At 63.6% G+C, this 21,488-nt stretch carries 18 protein-coding genes and 2 pseudogenes; 14 read left to right on the top strand and 6 right to left on the bottom strand.

Annotated features, from left to right (window positions below):
- From MOV75_RS06325 to MOV75_RS06310, 4 genes and pseudogenes are all read left to right on the top strand, one after another.
- Positions 1-462: pseudogene (locus tag MOV75_RS06325) on the top strand (thiolase family protein); the annotation flags it as partial.
- Positions 459-818 carry a Zn-ribbon domain-containing OB-fold protein gene (locus tag MOV75_RS06320; protein ID WP_246920069.1) on the top strand — a complete coding sequence of 120 codons (360 nt, stop codon included), beginning with the start codon at positions 459-461 and terminating at the stop codon, positions 816-818. The pseudogene MOV75_RS06325 and the gene MOV75_RS06320, both read left to right, overlap by 4 nt.
- A 544-nt stretch (positions 819-1,362) precedes the next feature.
- Positions 1,363-1,890, top strand: coding sequence for a carboxymuconolactone decarboxylase family protein (locus MOV75_RS06315; RefSeq protein WP_246920066.1), 528 nt, complete (start codon positions 1,363-1,365; stop codon positions 1,888-1,890).
- Between the two features lie 26 nt (positions 1,891-1,916).
- Entirely contained in the window at positions 1,917-2,219 is a 303-nt protein-coding gene (locus tag MOV75_RS06310) for a nucleoside triphosphate pyrophosphohydrolase family protein (protein WP_246920063.1), read from the top strand.
- A gap of 185 nt (positions 2,220-2,404) precedes the next feature.
- On the opposite strand, the gene glsA is transcribed toward MOV75_RS06310, so the two are convergent.
- The 4 genes from glsA to MOV75_RS06290 form a co-directional block, all read right to left on the bottom strand.
- Positions 2,405-4,252, bottom strand: a complete 1,848-nt coding sequence (gene glsA, locus MOV75_RS06305; protein ID WP_246920056.1) for a glutaminase A — start codon at positions 4,250-4,252, stop codon at positions 2,405-2,407.
- 21 nt (positions 4,253-4,273) lie between these two features.
- Positions 4,274-6,346, bottom strand: a complete 2,073-nt coding sequence (locus MOV75_RS06300) for a TRAP transporter permease (protein WP_246920053.1) — start codon at positions 6,344-6,346, stop codon at positions 4,274-4,276.
- A 233-nt stretch (positions 6,347-6,579) separates the two neighbouring features.
- The gene (locus MOV75_RS06295; protein WP_246920049.1) at positions 6,580-7,746 is read right to left on the bottom strand and encodes a TAXI family TRAP transporter solute-binding subunit; all 1,167 of its coding nucleotides are present in this window, start codon (positions 7,744-7,746) and stop codon (positions 6,580-6,582) included.
- A 348-nt stretch (positions 7,747-8,094) separates the two neighbouring features.
- On the bottom strand, positions 8,095-8,316 hold the full coding sequence (locus MOV75_RS06290) for an acetyl-CoA carboxylase biotin carboxyl carrier protein subunit (RefSeq protein WP_246920046.1): 222 nt from the start codon (positions 8,314-8,316) through the stop codon (positions 8,095-8,097).
- A gap of 95 nt (positions 8,317-8,411) precedes the next feature.
- On the opposite strand from MOV75_RS06290, the gene MOV75_RS06285 reads away from it, so the two are divergent.
- From MOV75_RS06285 to MOV75_RS06275, 3 genes are all read left to right on the top strand, one after another.
- Positions 8,412-9,386: an IclR family transcriptional regulator gene (locus tag MOV75_RS06285; RefSeq protein WP_247005232.1), complete on the top strand. Its 975-nt coding sequence runs from the start codon at positions 8,412-8,414 to the stop codon at positions 9,384-9,386.
- Positions 9,316-10,875 (top strand): acyl-CoA carboxylase subunit beta, encoded by a 1,560-nt coding sequence (locus MOV75_RS06280; RefSeq protein WP_246920038.1) that lies wholly within the window; start codon positions 9,316-9,318, stop codon positions 10,873-10,875. Before MOV75_RS06285 ends, MOV75_RS06280 begins: the two co-directional genes overlap by 71 nt.
- A gap of 74 nt (positions 10,876-10,949) precedes the next feature.
- Entirely contained in the window at positions 10,950-12,647 is a 1,698-nt protein-coding gene (locus MOV75_RS06275; protein WP_247005231.1) for a GMC family oxidoreductase, read from the top strand.
- Positions 12,648-12,752: 105 nt separating this feature from the next.
- Here MOV75_RS06275 and MOV75_RS06270 read toward each other — a convergent pair whose 3' ends face one another.
- Positions 12,753-14,228 (bottom strand): FAD-binding oxidoreductase, encoded by a 1,476-nt coding sequence (locus MOV75_RS06270; RefSeq protein ID WP_247005230.1) that lies wholly within the window; start codon positions 14,226-14,228, stop codon positions 12,753-12,755.
- Between the two features lie 495 nt (positions 14,229-14,723).
- Here MOV75_RS06270 and MOV75_RS06265 point away from each other — a divergent pair, with 495 nt between their 5' ends.
- From MOV75_RS06265 to MOV75_RS06235, 7 genes are all read left to right on the top strand, one after another.
- Positions 14,724-16,145 (top strand): TadE/TadG family type IV pilus assembly protein, encoded by a 1,422-nt coding sequence (locus MOV75_RS06265; RefSeq protein WP_247005229.1) that lies wholly within the window; start codon positions 14,724-14,726, stop codon positions 16,143-16,145.
- Positions 16,146-16,178: 33 nt separating this feature from the next.
- On the top strand, positions 16,179-16,715 hold the full coding sequence (locus MOV75_RS06260; RefSeq protein ID WP_246920024.1) for a TadE/TadG family type IV pilus assembly protein: 537 nt from the start codon (positions 16,179-16,181) through the stop codon (positions 16,713-16,715).
- Positions 16,715-17,371 carry a TadE/TadG family type IV pilus assembly protein gene (locus tag MOV75_RS06255; RefSeq protein WP_246920023.1) on the top strand — a complete coding sequence of 219 codons (657 nt, stop codon included), beginning with the start codon at positions 16,715-16,717 and terminating at the stop codon, positions 17,369-17,371. The genes MOV75_RS06260 and MOV75_RS06255 overlap by 1 nt, the downstream gene beginning before the upstream one ends.
- 365 nt (positions 17,372-17,736) lie before the next feature.
- Positions 17,737-18,312, top strand: coding sequence for a peroxidase-related enzyme (locus MOV75_RS06250; protein WP_246920021.1), 576 nt, complete (start codon positions 17,737-17,739; stop codon positions 18,310-18,312).
- A 57-nt stretch (positions 18,313-18,369) separates the two neighbouring features.
- Positions 18,370-19,584, top strand: a complete 1,215-nt coding sequence (gene acdA / locus MOV75_RS06245) for a 3-sulfinopropanoyl-CoA desulfinase (RefSeq protein ID WP_246920019.1) — start codon at positions 18,370-18,372, stop codon at positions 19,582-19,584.
- Between the two features lie 57 nt (positions 19,585-19,641).
- Positions 19,642-20,448: a CoA transferase subunit A gene (locus MOV75_RS06240; protein WP_246920017.1), complete on the top strand. Its 807-nt coding sequence runs from the start codon at positions 19,642-19,644 to the stop codon at positions 20,446-20,448.
- Entirely contained in the window at positions 20,445-21,191 is a 747-nt protein-coding gene (locus MOV75_RS06235) for a CoA-transferase (protein ID WP_247005228.1), read from the top strand. Before MOV75_RS06240 ends, MOV75_RS06235 begins: the two co-directional genes overlap by 4 nt.
- A 183-nt stretch (positions 21,192-21,374) precedes the next feature.
- Here the strand turns inward: MOV75_RS06235 and MOV75_RS06230 are convergent.
- Positions 21,375-21,488, bottom strand: a pseudogene (locus MOV75_RS06230) (VOC family protein); the annotation flags it as partial.

The following is a 21,488-nucleotide window of genomic DNA, read 5'->3' as shown; positions in this document are numbered from 1 at the left end:
ATCCGCATCCGCGGCTGCGCCCAGGCCCACACCCATCAGCATGTCACGGCCGCACCCGCGCTCAGTGAGCTCGGCGCCGAGATTTCCATCGCGCGCGCCAAGCAGGCCACCGGCCTTGCAATCTCCGACGTCCGCTATGCCGCGATCTACGACAGTTTCACCATCACGCTCGCGATGCTGCTGGAAGACCTCGGCCTTGCCGGGCGCGGCGAGGCGGCTGCTCGCGTGCGGTCAGGTCATTTCGGCCGCGACGGCGCGATGCCGCTGAACACCCATGGCGGCCTGCTCAGCTACGGCCATTGCGGCGTCGGCGGCGCCATGGCGCATCTGGTCGAAGCGCATTTGCAGATGACGGGACGGGCAGCCGGCCGCCAGGTGCGCGATGCCTCGATCGCCTTGTTGCACGGCGATGGTGGTGTGCTGTCGTCCCATGTCAGCATGTTCCTGGAGCGGGTGCGATGAGCGGGCGTCTGGCGGACTGGACCAAGGGCGAACAGGCCATCACCTTTCAGACCTGCGCCGCGTGCGGCCATGTGCAGTATTTCCACCGAGCCTTCTGCGCGGCGTGCGGCGCCTCCGATCCGCGCGACCAGCGTGCCAGCGGCAAGGGCAGGGTCTACGCGACCTCGCTGGTCTGCCGCGCCGCCACGCCAGAGACGCGCGCCCACGTGCCCTACAACATCCTGCTGGTCGATTGCGCCGAGGGTTTCCGCATGATGGCCCACGGCGAGAATGACCTTGCCATCGGCGATTCGGTCGTTGCGAGCTTCAAGCCGTTTGCCGGCAGGCTCGTGCCGTTTTTTGCAAAGAGCAAATAGTGGGGATGCTGTAGCCCGGATTGGGCTTCGCTCCATCCGGGCTACTGCCGAGAGCGAGTCGCGGGATCCGTCATTCGGGGGCGGTCCGAAGGACCGAGCCTGGAACGGGATTCTGGGCCTGGCGCTGTGCGAGGCGCCACCCCGGAATGACGAAAACTCTAAAACTCCAGCTAACGCCCGTAGAACAAGATGCTGGCGATGACGAGCATCGCCGTCACCGCCAGCATATGCGCGAGCGCTCCCGAGGCCGCCCCCTTGGTGGCTTCCTTCATGCCTTTTTCTCCCTAGACTTGGGCGTGACTCATCATTGTGCGGCTAGCGCACCCGACGGCCAATTGTTTTACTCGGAACACCCCACTTGCGAGTACTCACCGCGATTTGTCCCCACGCGGCGAATATCGACTGTGTCAGGGTCGATCAGCAATGCGGCGGCAATTTGACTCGATGATGTTGCTCCTGCGTCGGCGCAAGAATAGAGTTTCAGAGAACTCCCGCCGACAACGACAAAAAGCATCAAAAATTCAGGGAAAACTTCAGGAAAATCATGGCCCGCATCAACTACAGCGACCCGTCCAAGGCCTCCGACCGCACCCGCGAAATTCTCGACAAGAATCGCAATGCCAACATCTTCCGCATGATGGCGCACTCCCCAAGCTATTTCGAGCAGTACTGCCGCCTGGGCGGCGCCATCCGCCACAAGGGCGAGCTCGACCCCGTCGTGCGCGAGCTCGCAATCACCCGCACCGGCATTTTGTGCGAGGCGCCGTACGAGATCGTTGCGCACAAGCGCATCGGCAAGAATGTCGGCGTCACCGACGAGCAGAACGAGGCGCTCGCGGACTGGCAGGCGGCGACGTGCTTCAACGAGGTGCAGCGCGCGGCGCTCGCCTTCACAGACGAGATCGTGACGCTGAAGAAGCCGGCGGATGCGACCTTCAAGGCAATCGCAGCGAAGCTGACGCCGGCCGCGCTGGTCGAGCTCCAGCTCTCGGTCGGCTTCTACATCATGACGTCAAAGTTCTTGGAGACATTCGAGATCGACCTGCAGCCCGTGACGGAAGTGGTGGGCTGATTCAAAATCCGCGGCGAGGGACGCTCATGACGATCGACGAATATGCGGCCTGGGCCGCGAGCATTGCGAAGGTCGATGAGCATCCGTCGAACGAGCGGCTGTCCTATCTCGGTCTTGGCCTTGCCGGCGAAGCCGGCGAGGTCGCTGATCACATCAAGAAGCTCCTGCGCGACGACTGGCTCGACAAGGCGGGTCTGGTCGATGAGCTGGGCGATGTCATCTACTACTGGGCCTGCCTCTGTGCCGCGACTGGTCAGCAGCCATCCGAGCTGCTGGAGAAGAGTGCGGCGAAGATCAAGCGGCGCCTGAGCGAGGCGGCGAGCCGGTAGGGAGACGTAGGTTCGGGGCACTGACACCTCGCCGCGTCATGGCCGGGCTTGTCCCGGCCATCCACGCCTTGCCACGGAGCACGGAGAACGTGGGTGCCCGGGCCTTCGCCGCGCCGAAGCGGCTTCGGCCGCGCAGGCGGGACAAGCCCGGGCATGGCGACCTCTTGTGAACGAATCTCAAGCGCTCACGTCGACGTCAGAATATCCACTCTCGCATTCGCGACGATCAGGCGATCGGCCAACAGCTGGGCCAGATTGCGCATGACGCGCTCGCTGGCGCGGGGGTGCTGCTTGCGGAAGCGTTCGAACGCCTTCAGCGGCACTTCGAACGCGGTCGCGGCCATGTCGGCAAAGACGTCGGCCGAGCGCGTCGTCTCCAGCAGCGCCATCTCTCCGAAGGCCATGCCGGCGGTCAGTGTCGCCAGCCGTACGCCGTCGGGCAGCGTGACATGCACCGCACCGCTGCGCAGGAAGAACAAGGATTCGGCGGGATCGCCCGTGGTGATGATCTTGGCGCCGGCCTGAAAGGTTCGGATCGTGCAGATCGAGGCGAGATCCGTCAGCTCTTCCTCGCTCATACCTGATAGCAGCGGCTGCTCGGCAAGCTCGGTGGTCTCGTGAAAGTCGATCGAGCCGCCATAGCGGAAGACGATCTGGTCTTCGGCCCATTCGATCGCGGTGTCGAGCAAATAGAAGTCGCGGACGTTCTTCAGCTCGGCGGTCCATTCCCGCAGGCTGTCCCATTCCTTGGAGGTGCGCCTGACGCCTGACAGCACGACGGTCACGTTCAGCGCCGCGAGCTCCTCGAAGGTTTCGGCGACGAGCCGCGCACCGGCGCGGGTGGTGGAGGTGACGCGGTGCAGGTCGAACACGACGATTTGCGGCCGCGGTCGTCCCGCCAGCCGGCGCGAGACGTAGTCGACGGCCGACAGCGACAGCGTGCCGACCAGCTCGATGACCCGCACCTCCTGCTCATGTGCAGCCAGAATTTCGCGCTCCTGCGGCCGGCGCACGCGGCGTGACGGACTCTTGCCGATATCGTAATCGGCGATGACGGCGTTGCGCGCATCGTCGCTGCGGTTGAGCATGTGCAGATCGTAGTGCGAGGACAGCGCCTCGCAGACCTTGATGCCGCGCACGCTGTTGCCGTGCTTGTCGAGCTTCGGCGAATAGCTGCCGAGGCCGAGGCGGGCAGGGAGCGCGGCCAGAATGCCGCCGCCGACGCCGCTCTTGGCGGGGATACCGATGCGGTAGATCCATTCTCCGGCATAGTCGTACATGCCGGACGACGTCATCACCGAAAGTGTGCGCGAGATCGCGTAAGCGCTCAGCACCTGCTCGCCCGTGACCGGATTGACTCCGCGATTAGCAAGCGTTGCCGCCATCACCGCGGTGTCACGCGCGGTCACCAGCACGGCGCATTGCCGGAAATAGACGTCGAGCACGGCGGCGACGTTGTCCGAGATCACCGCGTTGGTCTTGAGCAGGTAGCCGATGGCGCGGTTGCGGTCGCCGGTCTGGCTTTCGGAGGCATAGACGGCCTCGTCCACGGCAAGGTCGCGCCCGGCAAAGCGGCCGAGCGCGAGGCGGATCTGCTCGAAGGCTTCCGCGCCCTTGCTGTCGTAGATCAGCCCGGTGCAGGCGATTGCGCCGGCATTGACCATCGGATTGAACGGGTGGTTCTCGGAATTGAGCCGGATCGAGTTGAAGGGATCGCCGGAGGGCTCGACGCCGATCGCACTCTCGACCTTGCCTGCGCCCAAAAGGTCCAGCGCCAGCGCGAACACGAACGGCTTCGACATCGACTGGATGGTGAAGGGCACCCTGGAGTCGCCGACCTCGTAGACGTGGCCATCCAGTGTCGCGAGGCTGATGCCAAAATAGGCAGGATTGGCCTTGCTCAGCTCGGGGATGTAGTCGGCAACGTTACCCGAGGTCTCGGCCGAGAATTCGTTGAGGCAATTGTCCAGAAACCGCAGCAGAGGCGGTTTCGAGCGGGTCCAGGCGGAGGCGAGAGGCGAGAGCGGTGTCATCGCCTCATTTGTGCAACGCAATCAGGGCGCGCGCAACCCGTCCGGCACCATGGTCCGGCGGACCAGGAGAAGGGCCAGCGCGGTCGTGGGTACGAGGATGGCAAGGCCTAGCAGGGTCACCTGCAACTGCGACAGCGGCATGATTCCGCCGCCGGGCGTCGCCACCACGAAGCCGCCGATCACCAGCAGCACGCGGATCGGCCATTCCAGCGCGCCGGTGCCGCGCAGATCGCCGACGAAGGGCTGGTAGCCCTGGATGCCGCCACAGATGAACAGCGTGCCGAACGCGGCAAGACCCATCAAGCCGAGGCCGGCGAAGTAGGGGCTCGGTCCCTGCAGCACCAGCGCCGGATTGAGCACGAAGAAGAACGGGATGAAATAGATGATACTGCCGACCCACATCGATTCCCAGCCGGTCTTCATCGCCGGCGAGCCCGCGATGCCTGCGGCGGCGAATGAGGCGATCGCGACGGGCGGCGTGATCGACGACAGCATGCCCCAGTAGAAGATGAACATGTGCACCGCCATCTTGTTCAGCCCGAGCTTCTCCAGTGCGGGGGCGACCAGGATGGCGAGGAAGATGTAGCAGGCCGTCGTCGTCAGCCCGAGGCCGAGGATGAGGCTGGTGAGGGCGCACATGCCGAGCAGCAGGAAGGCATTGTCGCCGGCAATATGCAGGAGGTCATTGGCAAGGCTCGACACCACGCCGGTCATCGAGAATGCGCCGATCAAAAGGCCGCAGCCGGCAAGGATGCCGACCAGTTCGACGAAGGTGCGCCCGTTGACCTCCAGGAATTTGCCGATCGTCGCGAACGTCCAGCGCGTGTCCTTGGAGAAGAGCTGGTTGAGGACCAGCAGCAGGGCGGTGGCGTAGAACGGCGCATGGCTCTCGCGCTTGAAATGGAGCAGCATCACGATCAGCAGCGCGATGACGAAGACGTAGTACCAGCCGTCCTTGATCGTATCCATGACCCGCGGCAGCTCGGCGCGCGGAATGCCCTTCAGCCCGTGGCGCGCGGCGTAGGTATCGACCTGCATGAACAGCCCGACATAGTAGAGCGCGGCCGGGATGATCGCGGCCACGGCGACTTCTGCGTAGCTGACGTTGAGGAACTGTGCGATCACGAAGGCGGTCGCGCCCATCACCGGCGGCGCCAGCACTGCGCCGGTCGAGGCGCAGGCCTCGATCGCGGCGGCATAGGACGCGCGAAAACCGCTCTTCTTCATGACGGGGATGGTCATGGTGCCGGCGGTCAGAACGTTGGAGATGATCGAGCCCGACATCATGCCGAGCAGGCCGCTGGCGAAGATACAGACCTTGGCGGCACCGCCGCGGAAGGTGCCGCACATCGCGAAAGAGAGATTGATGAAGAATTTGCCGGCGCCCGTCATCATCAGCGCGGTACCGAACACGAGGAAGCCGATCACGGTATCGGCGAAGGCCTGGATCGGGATGCCGAGCAGGCTTTCGCCCGACAGCACATGATAGGCAGTTGCCTGCTCCAGCGTCGACTGCGTGCCGCGGAACGGGCCGAGCCAGCTGGCCTCGGCAAACAGCGGATAGACGGTGAAGGGGAGCACGCTCAAGAGCAGGCTCCAGCCGCCGGTGCGGCGCAGCGCCTCCATCAGTATGACCCACATCACGAGGCCCGCGGCGATCACGCTGTTCGGCGCGCCGCCGAACTCCCAGCCGGCCTCGGCCGCCTTGCGCACGTTCGACATCAGCAGCAGCGCTGCGGCGAAGGTCGCGACGAAGAGGGCGAGGTCGTACCAGGGAATCCGATCGAGCGGGGCGCGCTCCGTGCCCGGGAAGATCAGGAACGTGAACGGCAGCATCAACGCGATCAGGAGATAGAAATATTCGGTGTTGAGCTGGGTGTAGCCGATGAAGAAGCGCAGCGAGAATTGCTGGTTGATGCAGAGCAGGATCGTCGCCGCGGTCGCTGCGATCAGCGTCCAGCGCCAGGCGCCGCGCAGGGTGCGCACGCGCGTCACCTCCGCTTCCTGCATGTTGCCGGCGGCGCCATGCGGATCGTCGAACACGACCCGCTTGGCCTCGTCTTGCGGGGCGGTGGAGGTGGAAGCAGAAGACATCATTGATCCCGGGTGTCGGCTGGTAACTAACTAAGCGAATGGCCGTTGGTTGAATCGATGGGGCCACGTGCTCTTCCACCTCTCCCGCTTGCGGGAGAGGTCGGCGCGCAGCGCCGGGTGAGGGCTCTTTCCTCTGGGGGAATCTCGCCGTGGAGACACCCTCTCCGCAACCCTCTCCCGCAAGCGGGAGAGGGAGCGCACCGTGGACGCGGTAGGATTCAACCCCACCGGGTCTATTCCTCGAACCCGTTCGGCATGTCGGCTTTCGCAAGCGCGGCTGCGCGCGCCTTCATCCAGCCGTCGAGGAAGGCCTTGTCGTCCGATGGCGGATTGGACTTGCCGTACTCCGCCCACGCCGCGCCGAGCACCTCCTGCCGCTTGATCAGCTTGTTGTTGTGGGCCTCCTGCGCATCGCTCCAATGCCCGGCTTCCTTCAGCGCCTTCACCGCGCCGGGATGCACCGGCACCACCCAGTTCTTGGTCTGGCGATCGGCCGCGAGACCGCCGGCGCCTGGCGCGGAATCCTTGTAGGCGTCGTAGTTCGCGATCATCGCCTTGGTCATCGCATAGACCTGGTCGGCCGGTTGCGAGGCGTAGGTGACGAAGATCGGGTAGGGGTAATTGCCGAGCTCGACCGGCTTGTCCGGCGAGATGCCGGCGCCGCAGGTCGCGGTCTGCGGGAAGAAGAACGAGCCGACCTTCTGCATCCGCGCCCAGCCTTCCTTGTCCTTGGCCGGTAGCGGCGGCCAGATCAGGCCGCGCGGCGAAGTCTCGGCCTCTTTGGCGGGGCCGGTAATGGTGGTGCCGAAGGCGGCATCGACGTCGTTGTTGATCAGTCCTTTCCACATCGCGCCGTAGCTCGCGAACTCGACGGCCTTGACGTCCTTCTGCGTCAGACCCGCGAAGGCGAGCACCGCGAGCGAATTCTGGTTCAGCGCGGGCGAGCCGACCACGAAGCCGACGCGCTTGCCCTTGAGGTCCTTCAACTCCTTCACGCCGGTGTCGGCCGCAACGCCCAGCGAGCCGCAATTGCAGTCGACGGATGAGAGCAGGATCTGGAGCGGCTGCGGGCCCCATTCCTTTGACCCGAACTCGAACATGCCTTCCTGTGCGAAATAGGTGCCTGATCCCATCGCAGATGAGACCGCGCGCTTGGCGCGCAGCGGCGCGAGGCGGGCGACGTCGTTGCCTGCGGGGAGCACGCGCACGTCGGTGCCGTATTTGTCCTTCATCATCTTGCCGACGCCGACCGCGATGTTGAAGCCGGCGGTGCCGGTGTCATAGGCGGTGAAGGTCAAGGTCGCCGGCAGCTTGACGTCCTCGGCGAGCGAATAGCCTGTAGACGCAAAAGAAATACCTGCCACCAAGGCAGGCGTGAGTATGAGCAGCCCACGAAGCATGTTTTTCTCCCTCCATCTTCGCGTTTGTCGCGAAGATTTTCTTTCTTTGTTTGAAACACAGTTTTGTTTGAAACAGATCATGTCATCGCGATCAAGCGATGGCAACGCCGTCCCGCGAACGCGAGGCGCTATCGCATTTGGCGCCAGCAAAACGGTAGGATGCATCCGCGTCGTCATGGCCGGGCTTATTCCGGCCATCCACGTTCTTTTCGCTGGAAAACAAGTACGAGGATGCCCGGGACCGGCCCGGGCATGTCCAGTTCGTGGAACGAGCGATCACCAAGCTTACGCTGCGAGGAGCCCTCTGACAGATTGTCGCGGAAAGCGCGGAAACGACGGAGAATGCACTCAACTCGTGACGATCGCGATCGCCTGTCCCTCGGCAACGATGTCGTCGAGTTTCACCAGAAGCGACGTGATGGTGCCGTTCGCAGGCGAAGGCACCGGTATCTCCATCTTCATCGCTTCGACCACCACAATTTCATCGCCATCCGCGACGGTTCCTCCAACTTGCACGGGAGTTGCGCAGATGCGTCCCGCGACTTCGGTGACGATCTTAATTTCTGGCATGCCATCGCCTTTTTGTTGTCGTTGCAAAATGCCTGAGGTAGCGTCATCTGCAAGTGGAATTTAATTCCGCAGAGCGGAACAGGCGGTAGGAAACAATGGGACGACGATCGGAGCGGTTGAGTAGGCAAGGCATGCTCGCTGGCGATGCCGGCGAGGGTGATGTCATCCAGGTGGTCTCGCGCGCGTTCGACGTGTTGCGATGCTTCGAGGGCCACGACGCGAGGCTCGGCAATCTCGAGATTTCGAATCGCTGCGGCCTGCCGCGCTCGACGGTGTCGCGGCTCACGCACACGCTGACGCGGATGGGACAACTGGTCTATCTGCCGCGTGATCAAAAATATCGCATCGGCCCGAGTGCGGTGGCGATGAGCGCTTCGATGATGAAGGGCGCACAGCTGCGCAGCATGATCCGCCAGCGGCTGCAGGAAGTTGCCGAGCAGCTTCCCGGCACGGTCGGCTTAGTCGTGCCCGATCGCTTCAATCTCGTCTATCTCCAGTTCGCGCGCTCGGCCTCTGCGCTCGGCCTGCACGAGGGCACCGGCAGCCGCATCTCGATGGCCTCCACCGCAGCGGGCGCGGCCTACACGGCGGCGTTGTCGCCGGAAGTCGGCGATGCCTTCATCGCGGAGATGGAGCGCGAAGCGCCCGAGGCTGCGAAGATCCTCAGGCCCCGCATCGAGGCCAACCGGCAGATGCTGCGCGAGCGTGGCTATGTCGTGGCCTGCGGCCTGTGGAGCCCGCACATCAACGGCCTCGCCGTGCCGATCTGGTCGCCGCAATATCAGACCTTCGTGGTCATCACGATTGGTCTGCTCTCGGCGATGTATGACGAGCAGCGTCTGCATGACGAAGTCGCCCCGCTGATGCTGCAGCTTGGCCGCTCGCTCGGCAGCCTGGTAGAAGGCGCAGAGGGCGATGCCTTCAACAACCGCATCTCGCGTAAGCCGGTCGCCATGGCCGTGCACAACAATAACAAGCCGATCAATTCGGAGGGAGTGAATGAACTGGAAGCCGGAACTCGACGAGCTCGCCCGGCGCGAAGCCTTCGCGCGGGAGATGGGCGGCGTTGACAAGGTCAAGCGACAGCATGACCAGGGCCGGCTGACTGTTCGGGAGCGTATCGACAAGCTCATTGATCGAAATAGCTTTCACGAGATCGGTGCCGTCTCCGGCATCGGTGAGTACGATTCCAGCGGCGAGCTGCAGAAACTGACGCCGGCGAACTGCGTGTTCGGCCGCGCGCGCGTCGACGGCCGCACCGTCGTGGTGGTCGGCGATGATTTCACCGTGCGCGGCGGCTCGGCCGATGCGTCGATTTCCGCAAAACCGCTGATGGCGGAGGAGATGGCGCACGACTTCCGTCTGCCGATCGTCCGCATCATCGAAGGCTCCGGCGGCGGCGGCTCGGTCAAGACCATCGAGACCAAGGGCGCGGCCAATCTGCCTGGAGGCATCGGCGGAACGCGCTGGTATCGCTTCACGACGGAGAACCTGTCGCGCGTGCCGGTGGTCGCACTCGGCCTCGGCTCGGTCGCAGGGCTCGGTGCCGCGCGGCTTGCCGCCAGCCACTATTCCATCATGACGCGGAAGTCCGCGATGTTCGTCGCGGGCCCGCCGGTTGTGAAGGCGCTGGGGCAGGACCTCTCGAAGGAGGAACTCGGCGGCGCCGACATCCAAACCCGCGCCGGTGCGGTCGATCATGCCGTCGATACGGAAGAAGAAGCGTTCGCCTGCGCGCGGCGTTTCCTCTCTTATTTGCCGTCATCGGTCTACGAGCTGCCGCCGACCTTGCCTTGCGCCGACAACCCTGAGCGCAGCGACGAAGCGCTGCTGAGTGTCGTGCCGCGCAGCCGCAAGCAGGTCTACAAGATGCGGCCCATCATCGAGTCCGTCGTCGACAAGGGCTCGTTCTTCGAGGTCGGCAAGAACTTCGGCAAGCCTCTCATCGTCGGCCTCGCCCGGCTGGAGGGCAGGGCGGTGCTGCTGCTCGCCAGCGACAGCTTTCACTATGGCGGCTCCTGGACCGCGGATGCCTGCCAGAAGGTGGTGCGCTGGGTCGACTTCGCCGAGACCTTCCATCTGCCGGTCGTCTATCTCATGGATTGCCCCGGCTTCATGATCGGCCTCGATGCAGAGAAAGCCGCCACCATCCGTCACGGCGTTCGCGCCATGGCCGCGGTCAACCAGACCACCGTGCCCTGGTGCACCGTGATCCTGCGCAATGCGTTTGGTGTTGCGGGCGTCGTGCATCAGCCGGCCGATCGCTTCTCGATCCGCTACGCCTGGCCGTCGGCCTATTGGGGCTCGCTGCCGCTCGAAGGCGGCATCGAGGCCGCCTATCGCGCCGACATCGACGCGGCCGAGGACAAGGCGGCGAAGCTGGAGGAAATCCAGGAGCGCCTCAACAAGCTGCGCTCGCCGTTCCGCTCGGCCGAAAAATTCTGGGTCGAGGAGATCATCGATCCCCGCAAGACGCGCTCGCTGTTGTGCGAGTTCGCCCGGCTCGCGGAGCCCTTGCGCAAGCCGGGACCGCCGGAGAACTTTTCGATCAGGCCGTAGGGTAGCGGCTTTCGTTGCCGGCCAAAACAGTAACGCGCCAAGCTCCCCAACAAGAACAAGAGGAAGCGCCAATCGTGTACGACTTCATCATCGTGGGCGGCGGCTCGGCGGGGTCCGTGCTGGCCCACCGGCTCTCGGCGAAGAGCGCCAACAAGGTCCTGCTGTGCGAAGCCGGGCAGGACACGCCGCCCGGAAACGAGCCGGCCGAGATCAAAGACAGCTATCCCGGCACCGCCTATTTCGATCCGCGCTTCCACTGGACCGAGCTGAAGGTCACGACCCAGGTCGTCAGCCACAACAATCCGCATGAAGCGCGGCCTCCTTTACGCAAATATGAGCAGGCGCGCGTGCTCGGCGGCGGCTCGTCGATCAACGGCCAGATGGCCAATCGCGGCGCACCGACCGATTACGACGAATGGGACGCGCGGGGCGCTACGGGGTGGAGCTGGAACGACGTGCTGCCCTTCTTCAAGAAGGTCGAGCGCGACCTCGATTTCGACGGTCCCTTCCACGGCAAGGACGGCAAGATCCCGGTTCGCCGGATTCCGCGCGAGCACTGGACGCGGCATTCGCAGGCCTTCGCCGAGGCCTTCCAGCAGGCCGGGCACCAGTTCGTGCCGGACCAGAACGGCGCGTTCGTCGACGGTTATTTTCCGGTGACGCATTCCAACCAGGCCGAGCAACGCGTCTCGGCCGCGATGGGTTATCTCGATCGCGACACCCGACAGCGCGCCAACCTCACGATCTCCACCAACACGCAAGTGAGAGAGCTGCTGTTCGAAGACACGCGGTGCGTCGGCGTGAAGGCGATGGTTGACGGGCGTGAACAGGAATTCCGCGGGCGCGAGATCATTCTCTCCAGCGGCGCCATCCACTCGCCGGCGCATCTGCTCCGCGCCGGCATCGGCCCGGTCGGCCATCTCAAGGATCTCGGCATTCCCGTCCTGATGGGCCTGCCTGGCGTCGGCCAGCGCCTGATGGATCATCCCTCGATCTCGCTGTCCTCCTTCGTCCGCCGCGGCGCGCGCATGAACGAGCACACCAGGCGCCACATGCAGCTCGGTTTGCGATATTCTTCGGGGCTCGAAGGCGTGCCGAAGGGCGACATGTTCGTCGTCCTGCTCAGCAAGTCGGCCTGGCATGCGGTCGGGGAGCAGATCGGCTCGCTCTTGACCTTCGTCAACAAGACTTATTCCGAGACCGGGCAGGTCAAGCTTGCCTCGCGCGATCCCTCGGTAGAGCCGATCGTCGAGTTCAATCTCCTGTCCGACCGGCGCGACCTCGATCGGCTGATGAGCGGCTTCCGCAAGATGGCGGCGGTGCAGATGAGCGACGTGGTCAAGGCGGTGACAGACAAGCCGTTCCCGGCCGCCTATACGGACAAGGTGCGCAAGATCGGCGTGGTCAATACCAAAAACAGGATTCTGACCAAGATCGCCGCGGCTTTGATGGACGGGCCGGCGGCGCTGCGTCACTACATGATCGACAATTTCGTGGTCGAGGGATTTACCTTCGATCAGGTCATCAACGATGACGAGGCGCTGGAAGCCTTCGTGCGCAAGGCGACGATCGGCGTGTGGCACGCCTCGTGCTCATGCCGCATGGGGCGGGCCGACGATCCGATGGCGGTGGTCGATACAGAAGGCCGCGTCAAGGGCATCCACGGCCTGCGCGTCGTCGACGCCTCGATCTTCCCGGTGGTGCCGTGCGCCAACACCAACTTCCCGGTCCTGATGTCGGCGGAGAAGATCGCGGCCGCGATCACGCAATAGCGTTGGCGGACCGTAGGATGGGTAGAGCGGAGCGAAACCCATCAAGATGTCCCGGGCAAAAAGAGCGGTGATGGGTTTCGCAAGAGCTCTACCCATCCTGCGCAACTATAGCCGCAGCACCTTGCCGGGATTCATGATGTTCTGCGGATCGAGCGCGCGCTTGATGGTTCGCATGATGTCGAGCTCGGTCTTCGAGCGGTAGTGGCTGAGCTCGTCGAGCTTGTCGATCCCGATGCCGTGTTCCGCCGAGATCGAGCCGCCCATGGACGTGATGAGATCGTTCACGGCCCGCGTGATGGCGGCCTTGTATTGCGTCAGCGTCTGCTGATCCATGCCGAGCGGCCCCATGAACGAGAAATGCAGATTGCCGTCGCCAATGTGCCCCAAAGGATAGGGGCGAATGGCCGGGAGAATGTCGCACACCGCCTTGAGCCCGAGGTCGATGAACTCCGGAATCCTGGAGATGGCCACCGACACATCGTAGGTGAGTCCCGGCCCCTCGGCGCGGGAGGCCTCGGCGACGCTTTCGCGGATGCGCCACATGTTCTGCGATTGGCTTCCGGTCTGAGCGATCACCGCGTCGATCACGCGTCCGGTCTCGAGCTGCTGGCTAAGAAACTGCTCCATCTTCGCCGCTATGCCCTCAGCCCCGTCCTGGCGCGCCCGCGAGGACGACCATTCGAGTAGCAGGTACCATGGCGTGTCCGCCCGAAGCGGATCCTGCGTGCCGGGAATGTGGCGGAGTACCATGTCGATTGCGGCGCGGCTCATCAGCTCGCAGGAGCCGACATTGTCCTCGGATGCGCCATGGGCTTCCGACAGGATCACCAGCGCCGCGCGCGGATTCCGGATCGCCAGCCACGCCGTGCAGACGTCCTTCGGCGCGGGCCAGAGCTTGAGCACGGCCTTGGTGATGATGCCGAGCGTTCCCTCCGCGCCCATGAAGAGGTGCTTGAGGTCGTAGCCGGTATTGTCCTTCTTGAGCGCGCGCAATCCGTCCCAGACCTCGCCATTGGCCAAGACGACTTCGAGTCCCAGGACGAGATTGCGGGCATTGCCGTAGCGGAGCACCTGCACGCCGCCGGCATTGGTCGACAGATTGCCGCCGATCATGCATGAGCCCTGAGCGCCGAGGCTGAGGGGCAGGAACCTATCGTGCCGGCTTGCTGTCTCCTGCAGGGTCTGCAGCACGCAGCCGGCCTCGACCGTCATGATGTAGCCGGTGGCATCGACGTCCAGCACGCGGTTCATGCGGCCGAGCGACAACACGATGCCGGTATGCGCGGGCCAGGGCGTGGCTCCGCCCATCAGACCGGTGTTTCCACCCTGCGGCACGATCGCGACCCCGTGTTCATGGCAGAGCCTGACCACCTTCGCGACCTCCTCGGTATTGCCGGGACGAACGACGGCTCCGGCCCCTCCAACCAGCAGTCCGCGCCAGTCCGTCACGAACGGCTGCTTGCCGTGCTCGTCCTCGATGAGGCCCTTCTCACCGACGATCGCGCGCAGCGAATCGCGCATTTGGGCGGTCAGCGGAGCGGTTGGAATGATGGGTTCGGACGACGGACCGGCAGCCGGCATTTGTTTCCCCTGGGCGCATCTTGGTGTGCACTGCGCACGTAACGTGCGTCGGGGTATTGTCCACGTTTGCGCCGTGGAGTCTAACGGCAAGACGGCTCCGGCCCGCAAGGCCCGGCGAGCAGGGCGCCTTGTGCCGGCGACCGTGCAGGGGGGCGTTTCGGATTTCCTGTTTGAGCCGCGCCGCTGCCAGCGCCGGACGCGCGCTCGGTCGGCAGGCGCAAATCGCGTTTCCTCCGGTATTTTACGGATGTTTGTTGCCGTTTACCGCCAATCTCTGCGATCGCATTTAAGCGACATTAATGATGCCTTCTCGATATGAGACATCTCGATCCCGTGCGGTTCCGGTTTGCGAATGGCCCGTAAGTGTTGATTAACGGAGCGCTCGACATATTCCCCCCGTGACGGACGAGTGTTGGGATCGAACCCGACAGCCTCTTCCGTCGATTTCACAGGGAAAGGACCGTTGCCGCAACGACGGCAGCCAGGATGAATCTCATGCTCCGCCGCGCAATGCTCTGTTTCGCGACAGACCGGAAGGCCAACGTCGCCATCATCTTCGCGCTGACGATGGTTCCTATCATCTTTCTCCTGGGCATGACGCTCGACTACACGCTGGCCTTGCGCAAGCGCGAGCAATTGAACGCAGCCGCCGACGCGGCCGCAATCGCGGCCGTGCGGCCCGCGATGCTGACGCAAACCACCAAGTCCGTTATCGAGAATACGGCGGCTGCCGTCTTTGCCGCGAAGGCGAACCTTCCCGGGTTGGCGGCCGTGCCGACGCCGACGATCACCGTCACCGATTCCGGTCTCTCGCGGACCATCACGGTGTCCTACACCGCAGAGTCCGTCAACAATTTCCCCGGCGTCCTGGGCAAGTCGACCTGGCAGGTGGCCGGTTCGGCAACGGCGAAGGCGTCCAGCGCCCCCAACATGAATTTCTATTTGCTGCTGGATGATTCCCCGTCGATGGCGTTGGCGGCCACCCAGAGCGGCATCGACGCGATGGTTCTCGCCACGAAAAACCAGCCCAACTACGCGAAAAACTGCGCCTTCGCCTGCCACGAGGCGCATCCCAACAACGCAGCTCCGAGCTCGACGAACAAGGACAATCTCACGGTCGCGCGTGCGAACAACATCACGCTGCGGATCGATCTCGTGACGAATGCCGTCAAGCAATTGATGGTCGGACCCTGGTCGTGCCCGCAGTCGGGCACGTCGGGCGGGGTCATGCAGTGCATGTCGGCGCTCAACAACACGACCTACAAGGCCGCCATCTACACCTTCGACTACGCCCTGAACACGATCCAGACGCTGACCACCCCGACCACGGCCGGCACGCAGATCGGCAACATTCAGCTCTTGACGGTCGACCACCAGAACTGCCCGGTTCTCAACGGCTCGGGCGGCTGCATCTACACCACCGATTACGGCACCGATATTCAAAAGGGATTGACCGACCTCAACGCCATCATGCCCAATCCCGGTGACGGTACCGCGGCCGGTACGCCGCAGGAGGTGGTCTTCCTCGTCACTGACGGCGTCGAGGACAAGTTGATCCCGAAGACGGGTGGCAGCTGCGATCCCAATGCCACCTATGCGCTTCCGGCGGCCAACTCGACGACTTTGCGATGCCAGCAACCGCTCAACACGGCGATCTGCGATACCATCAAGACTCGGAACATTCGCATCGCGATTCTCTACACCGAGTATCTGCAACTGCCGAGCGACAGCTGGTACACCAGCCGTATCTCGCAATTCAACAACCCGTCCTCGTCGACCGGCACGATCGCGCAACGGCTGAAATCCTGTGCGTCGCCGGGCCTGTACGCAAACGTTCAGAATGGCGGCGACATCAACCAGGCACTGACGGATCTGTTCATCAAGGTCGCGTCCAGCACGGCCAGCCTCGTGCAGTAGGGAAAAGAGGCCATGCTTGGATCAGCTTCGATAATGAAGAGACGCCGCAATCGTTGCGCCGCTTTTGCCGCGAATGACAGCGGAGCGACGGCCGTCGAGTTCGCGCTCGTCGCCGCGCCGTTTCTCGCGCTTGTCATCGCACTGATCCAGACCTTTCTCGTTTTCTTTGCCCAGCAGACACTCGAATATATCGTGCGCCAGTCGGCGCGTCTCGTGATGACCGGACAGGTTCAGTCTGCGAACATGTCGCAGGCCGTCTTCAAGCAGAAGGTCTGCGATCAGATCGTGATCCTCTTCAACTGCAGTGGCCTGATGGTCGACATGCAGGTGGCGACCTCGTGGACATCAGCGAACACGGCGATGCCGACCTTGACCTACGACGGCTCGGGCAAGGTCTCCAATACCTGGCAGTACGATCCAGGCCAGGCTGGCGATATCGTCGTGCTCCGCATCATGTACGAGTGGCCGGTCGTTCTCGGTCCGCTCGGTTTCAACCTGTCGAACCTCAGCAACGGCAACAGGCTGATCATGTCGTCCGCCGCGTTCCAGAACGAGCCAGGAGCTACCTGATGATCTCGGCCCTGTCATCTCGCGTCCGGCACCTGTTATCCGATGTCCGCGCCGTGGCAGCGACGGAGTTCGCGATCGTGACGCCGTTCATGCTGCTACTCTATGTCGGCGGCGTCGAGCTCGGCACCGCGCTCTCCATGAACGTCAAAGTCAGTGCGACCGCGCATGCTGTCGCCGACATGATCACGCAGAACACATCCGTTAGCCCGAGCCAAATGGACGGTATCCTCGCGGCTGCGACCGCCATCATGGCTCCATATCCCATCGTGAATGGCAGCAACTCCTTGATGACGATCACGGTCTCGGAAGTCTCGACCGACAGCAGCGGCAACGCAACGGTGCAATGGAGCAAGTCGACCAGCGCGTCGGGGGCGAGAACGCCGGGGACCGCCATGGCTTTGTCGTCCTTTACCGCGCCGGGCGGGACCACCAACGCAAAAATCTCGCTCATCCTGAGCGAGGTCTCCTACGATTACACGCCCAACCTCGGCTTCACCATCGCAGGCACGGTCAAGCTGTCCGACAGCTACTATCTGTTCCCGCGCTGCTCGACCAACGCCTCGAGCTTTCCATATTACGACGTGAAGTATAAAACGACTTCTCCGACGTCGACCACCTGCACCTGCGTCCAGCATTTGCAGCAGAAGACCTGTTAGCCTCGCGGGAGCAAGGTTGATCGATCGGGGATGGTGCCGGGCGGCACGTCGGTCTCTTCGAGCAGTTCATCACGCTAGAGCAGGGGCTTGCAGGCGGGGGCGTCTGCGTACAAGCGCGCCTGCAATCGCCCCGGCGCGCTCGGCGCGGGGGGCTGGGCTACGGTAGCCCGCATTGCTTTACGACGTCGAAGCAGGCATTGATGGCGATAGCCGCGCTGGGAAGGGGGCGCTACGGGCGACCGCGGAACCTCCCCTGACGCGCTCGACGTAACCGCCCGAGGATGTCCTGCAATCACCCGGGCCAAGAACATGAGGAACGCGATGGGTAGAGATTCCCATCGACCAGCCCCGAGGATATCCAGGCCATGACCCAGGCACCTGCCATCAGTCGCTTCCCCGTCCCTGATCTCGCCGACATGCCGGACGACATTCGGGCCCGTATCCTGACCGTCCAGGAAAAGTCCGGCTTCATTCCGAACGTCTTTCTCGTGCTCGCGCACCGGCCGGACGAGTTTCGCGCGTTCTTTGCCTACCACGATGCGCTGATGGACAAGCCCGGCAATCTCACCAAGGCCGAGCGGGAAATGATCGTGGTTGCGACCAGCAACCTCAATCAGTGCCAGTATTGCGTCATCGCGCATGGCGCGATCCTGCGCATCCGCGCGAAGGATCCGCTGATCGCGGATCAGGTCGCGGTCAACTACCGCAAGGCTGATATCACGGATCGGCAGAAGGCGATGCTCGATTTCGCCGTGCGCGTCTCGACCGAGGCCTACAAGGTTTCCGAAGCCGATTTCGCCACGCTGAAATCGCACGGCTTCACGGAAGACGACATGTGGGACATCGCCGCGATCTCGGCCTTCTTCGGCCTCTCCAACCGGATTGCCAACGTCACCAGCATGCGTCCGAACCCGGAATTCTATAGCATGGGACGCGGCTGACGGGGCTGACTGACATCTTCGGCAAACACGCTCGTCCGTGCGGAATGGAGGACGGTCATGGAACTCTCATCCCAGCAACTGGCCTTGCAGGAAAAGGCTGCGGCGCTCTCGAACGGGATGATACGCACGCGTGCTGCCGACATCGACCAGTCGCGTGAATATCCATGGGACGTCGTCGAGGCGCTGAAGGCCGAGCGCTTCATGGGAATGACCATTCCGCCGGAATATGGCGGCGAGGGTCGAAGCTTCCTCGACACGGTGTTGGTCATCGAGGAAATCGCCCGATCCTGTACCGTCTCCGCGCGCATCGTGGTCGAAGCCAACATGGGCGCCATCTCGACCGTCATGGCCTATGGGACCGAGGCGCAGCGCAAGCGCGCTGCCGATCTCGTCCTCGGAGGCGACAAGCCGGCCATTTGCATCACGGAGCCCGACGCGGGGAGCGATGCGAGCGGAATGACCACGCGAGCCGACAAACGTGGCAACCGCTACGTGCTCAACGGCAGGAAGCACTGGATCACCGGCGCCGGAATATCCCGTCTCCACCTGATCTTTGCACGCGTATTCGATGAGAGCGGAGAGGAGCTGGGCGTCGGCGGCTTCCTGGCCGTGCGCGGCGAGGCGCAAGGGCTCCGCGTCAGCAAGCGCGAAACGACAATGGGGCTGTGCGGCATGCCCGAGGGCGAGCTCGTCTTCGAGGACCTCGAGATCACGCCGGACATGGTGCTGCTGCCTCCATCCGGCTTCAAGCGCGGCTTTGCCGACCTCATCAATGCCTACAACAGTCAGCGTGTCGGCGCCGGCACGGTCGCCATGGGGATTGCGGCGGGCGCACTGGAGCACGCCATTGAGTGGGCCAAGACGCGCGAACAGTTCGGCCGGCCGATCGGCGAGTTTCAAGGCCTGCACTGGATGCTCGCCGATATGCAGACCCAGCTGACCGCATCGCGCCTGATGCTGCACGCGGCGGCTCTTTCGCGCGGGCCGGGCGGCAGCGCATTTCCCGATCCGATGCTTGCCGCCCAGGCGAAGATCTTTGCCTCGGAAGCCGCGATCAAGATCGTCAACGATGCCCTGCAGGTGTTCGGAGCTCGCGGCTATTCGCGCGACTTTCCTCTCGAACGCATGGCGCGCGATGTCCGCATGTTCACGATCGGCGGCGGCACGGCTCAGGTGCTGCGCACCTTGGTTGCTGGCAAGGTCCTGGGCTGGAAGCTGCCGCAGACGCGCGATGGCTACGTCGCGTCGAGGGACCTTACGGGAAAGAACTAGGGCGTCGTCGTAAGTGACTGCGGCGTCTGGATTGGGATTCGAGGGAGAGGTGCAGAGATGACAGACTTCGTGACGCCGCAGAAGATGGCGGAGATGATTCCGTCGGGGTGCAAGCTTGGTTTGGCGCCGGATGACTACGCCGCAGCCCCCGGATTGGTTCGGATGCTGATCGATCGAGGCATTCGCGATCTCCATGTGGTCTGTGCGCCGATTGGCGGCATGCAGGTCGATATGCTCATCGGCGCCGGCGCTGTGGCAACGCTGGAGACCAGCGCCGTCAGTCTCGGCGAGGCGGGCGGCGCGCCCTGTTTCAGCCGGGCTGTCCGCGACGGATCCATTCGCCTCCGCGACGCGACTTGTCCCGCGGTGTTCGCGGGCCTGACCGCCGCGGAGAAGGGTGTTCCGTTCATGCCGATCCGCGGCATCATCGACAGTGACGTCTTGAAGAAACGGGACGACTGGAAGGTGACGTCCAACCCGTTCGACGATGGTGAGAAGATCGTCGTGGTCTCGGCGATTCAGCCCGACATCGCATTGTTTCATGCGCCTGAAGCAGATCGGCTTGGCAACGTTCGGCTGGGGCGTCGGCGCGAAACGATGCTGCTGGCCCATGCGTCGAAGAAGGCGTTCGTGACCGTCGAGCGCATCTCCGATGTGTCGCTGCTCGAGGATGAGAAAATGGCCGCGGGCGTCTTGCCCGCGATCTACGTGAGTGCGGTGGCACAGCTTCAGAACGGTGGATGGCCCACGGGGCTTTACGCCGAGTATCCCAGGGACGGGCAGGAGATCGAGAAATACGCCCGAGCGGCGCGGTCGCCGGAAGGATTTTTGGCCTACGTCCGGGACTCCAGGAGCGTTGCATGAGCGAGGCATGCACCAGCCGTGAGTTGATGATCTACACGATCTCGCGGCTGCTGAAGGGCGTGCGGCATGTTGCAGTCGGTCAATCGTCGCCGATGCCGGCGGCTGGAGCGATGCTGTTGCGGGCGATCAACCAGCGTGACGGACTGGAGCACGTGCAGGTCTCGATCCTCGGCTCGGTCAAGCACAATTCCTTCACCGGCGGTGCCGAGGAGTTGTTCGATTGTGCCGCGCAGGGACGCCTCGACGCTTTCTTTCTCGGCGGGGGCCAGATCGACGGCCAGGGCAATATCAATCTCGTCGGCACCGGCGACTATCCGAGTAATTCGGTCAGATGGCCCGGCTCGTTCGGCTCCGCCTACCTGTATTTCCTCGTTCCGCGGGTCATTCTGTTCCGTGAAGAGCATAGCCTGCGGTCCTTGGTCGAGCGCGTCGACTTCGTGTCTGCCCCTGGTGTCACCGACGAGACGGTCTATCGGCGAGGCGGGCCACATGCGCTGCTGACCAATGCAGCGCTGTTTTCCTTTGAACGCGAGTCGGGACGTTTCCGTCTCGAGAGCACGCATCCCGGCTACGATTGGCGCCACATTCGCGGTACGACCGGCTTTGCGTACGATAACGAGCAATGCGAGGCCACGACGCCGTCGCCGGACGAGGCGACACTGGCATTGATCCGAGGACGGATTCGCGAGGAACTGCGCGAATGCTATCCGCAGTTCGCAGGCCATATGCCGGGTCCGGGTTGAGGGCGGGCAATCGGATTTGGGAGCGCTTTTTCTGCGACCATCATTCCGGGGGCGATGCCTCGCAGCCGGACTGCCGAACTGAGCCAAAAAATTCGCTTTACAAGAATTCGGATTTGTCGTAAGTCTCGACGCATCCCGCCCGCCACAAGGGGCGTTTCGCGATCGTCACGAGACGCGGGCCGGGAGGCGGTGGCCGTCGACCCTGGCCGGCCGCACCTCGAGCGTGCTCAGCAGGTTGTCGTAGAATGACTTGGCTTTGTCGAGATCGTTGGTGCCGATCATCACGTGCGAGAACAT

Source organism: Bradyrhizobium sp. PRIMUS42, from assembly GCF_023006515.1.
In the GTDB taxonomy this organism is placed as follows: Bacteria; Pseudomonadota; Alphaproteobacteria; order Rhizobiales; family Xanthobacteraceae; genus Bradyrhizobium.
The sequence above is the reverse complement of the archived record's forward strand: the minus strand, read 5'-3'. Positions and strand labels throughout refer to the sequence as shown.

Excerpts from the sequence above, each read along its gene's own strand:
- MOV75_RS06270 (WP_247005230.1), bottom strand. The coding sequence starts at position 14,228 with ATGCCGGCTGCCGGTCCGTCGTCCGAACCCATCATTCCAACCGCTCCG.
- MOV75_RS06255 (WP_246920023.1), top strand. The coding sequence starts at position 16,715 with ATGATCTCGGCCCTGTCATCTCGCGTCCGGCACCTGTTATCCGATGTC.
- MOV75_RS06265 (WP_247005229.1), top strand. The coding sequence starts at position 14,724 with ATGCTCCGCCGCGCAATGCTCTGTTTCGCGACAGACCGGAAGGCCAAC.
- MOV75_RS06320 (WP_246920069.1), top strand. The coding sequence starts at position 459 with ATGAGCGGGCGTCTGGCGGACTGGACCAAGGGCGAACAGGCCATCACC.
- MOV75_RS06250 (WP_246920021.1), top strand. The coding sequence starts at position 17,737 with ATGACCCAGGCACCTGCCATCAGTCGCTTCCCCGTCCCTGATCTCGCC.
- MOV75_RS06285 (WP_247005232.1), top strand. The coding sequence starts at position 8,412 with ATGGGACGACGATCGGAGCGGTTGAGTAGGCAAGGCATGCTCGCTGGC.
- MOV75_RS06240 (WP_246920017.1), top strand. The coding sequence starts at position 19,642 with ATGACAGACTTCGTGACGCCGCAGAAGATGGCGGAGATGATTCCGTCG.
- MOV75_RS06295 (WP_246920049.1), bottom strand. The coding sequence starts at position 7,746 with ATGCTTCGTGGGCTGCTCATACTCACGCCTGCCTTGGTGGCAGGTATT.
- MOV75_RS06300 (WP_246920053.1), bottom strand. The coding sequence starts at position 6,346 with ATGTCTTCTGCTTCCACCTCCACCGCCCCGCAAGACGAGGCCAAGCGG.
- glsA (WP_246920056.1), bottom strand. The coding sequence starts at position 4,252 with ATGACACCGCTCTCGCCTCTCGCCTCCGCCTGGACCCGCTCGAAACCG.
- acdA (WP_246920019.1), top strand. The coding sequence starts at position 18,370 with ATGGAACTCTCATCCCAGCAACTGGCCTTGCAGGAAAAGGCTGCGGCG.
- MOV75_RS06310 (WP_246920063.1), top strand. The coding sequence starts at position 1,917 with ATGACGATCGACGAATATGCGGCCTGGGCCGCGAGCATTGCGAAGGTC.
- MOV75_RS06315 (WP_246920066.1), top strand. The coding sequence starts at position 1,363 with ATGGCCCGCATCAACTACAGCGACCCGTCCAAGGCCTCCGACCGCACC.
- MOV75_RS06290 (WP_246920046.1), bottom strand. The coding sequence starts at position 8,316 with ATGCCAGAAATTAAGATCGTCACCGAAGTCGCGGGACGCATCTGCGCA.
- MOV75_RS06235 (WP_247005228.1), top strand. The coding sequence starts at position 20,445 with ATGAGCGAGGCATGCACCAGCCGTGAGTTGATGATCTACACGATCTCG.
- MOV75_RS06280 (WP_246920038.1), top strand. The coding sequence starts at position 9,316 with ATGAACTGGAAGCCGGAACTCGACGAGCTCGCCCGGCGCGAAGCCTTC.
- MOV75_RS06260 (WP_246920024.1), top strand. The coding sequence starts at position 16,179 with ATGAAGAGACGCCGCAATCGTTGCGCCGCTTTTGCCGCGAATGACAGC.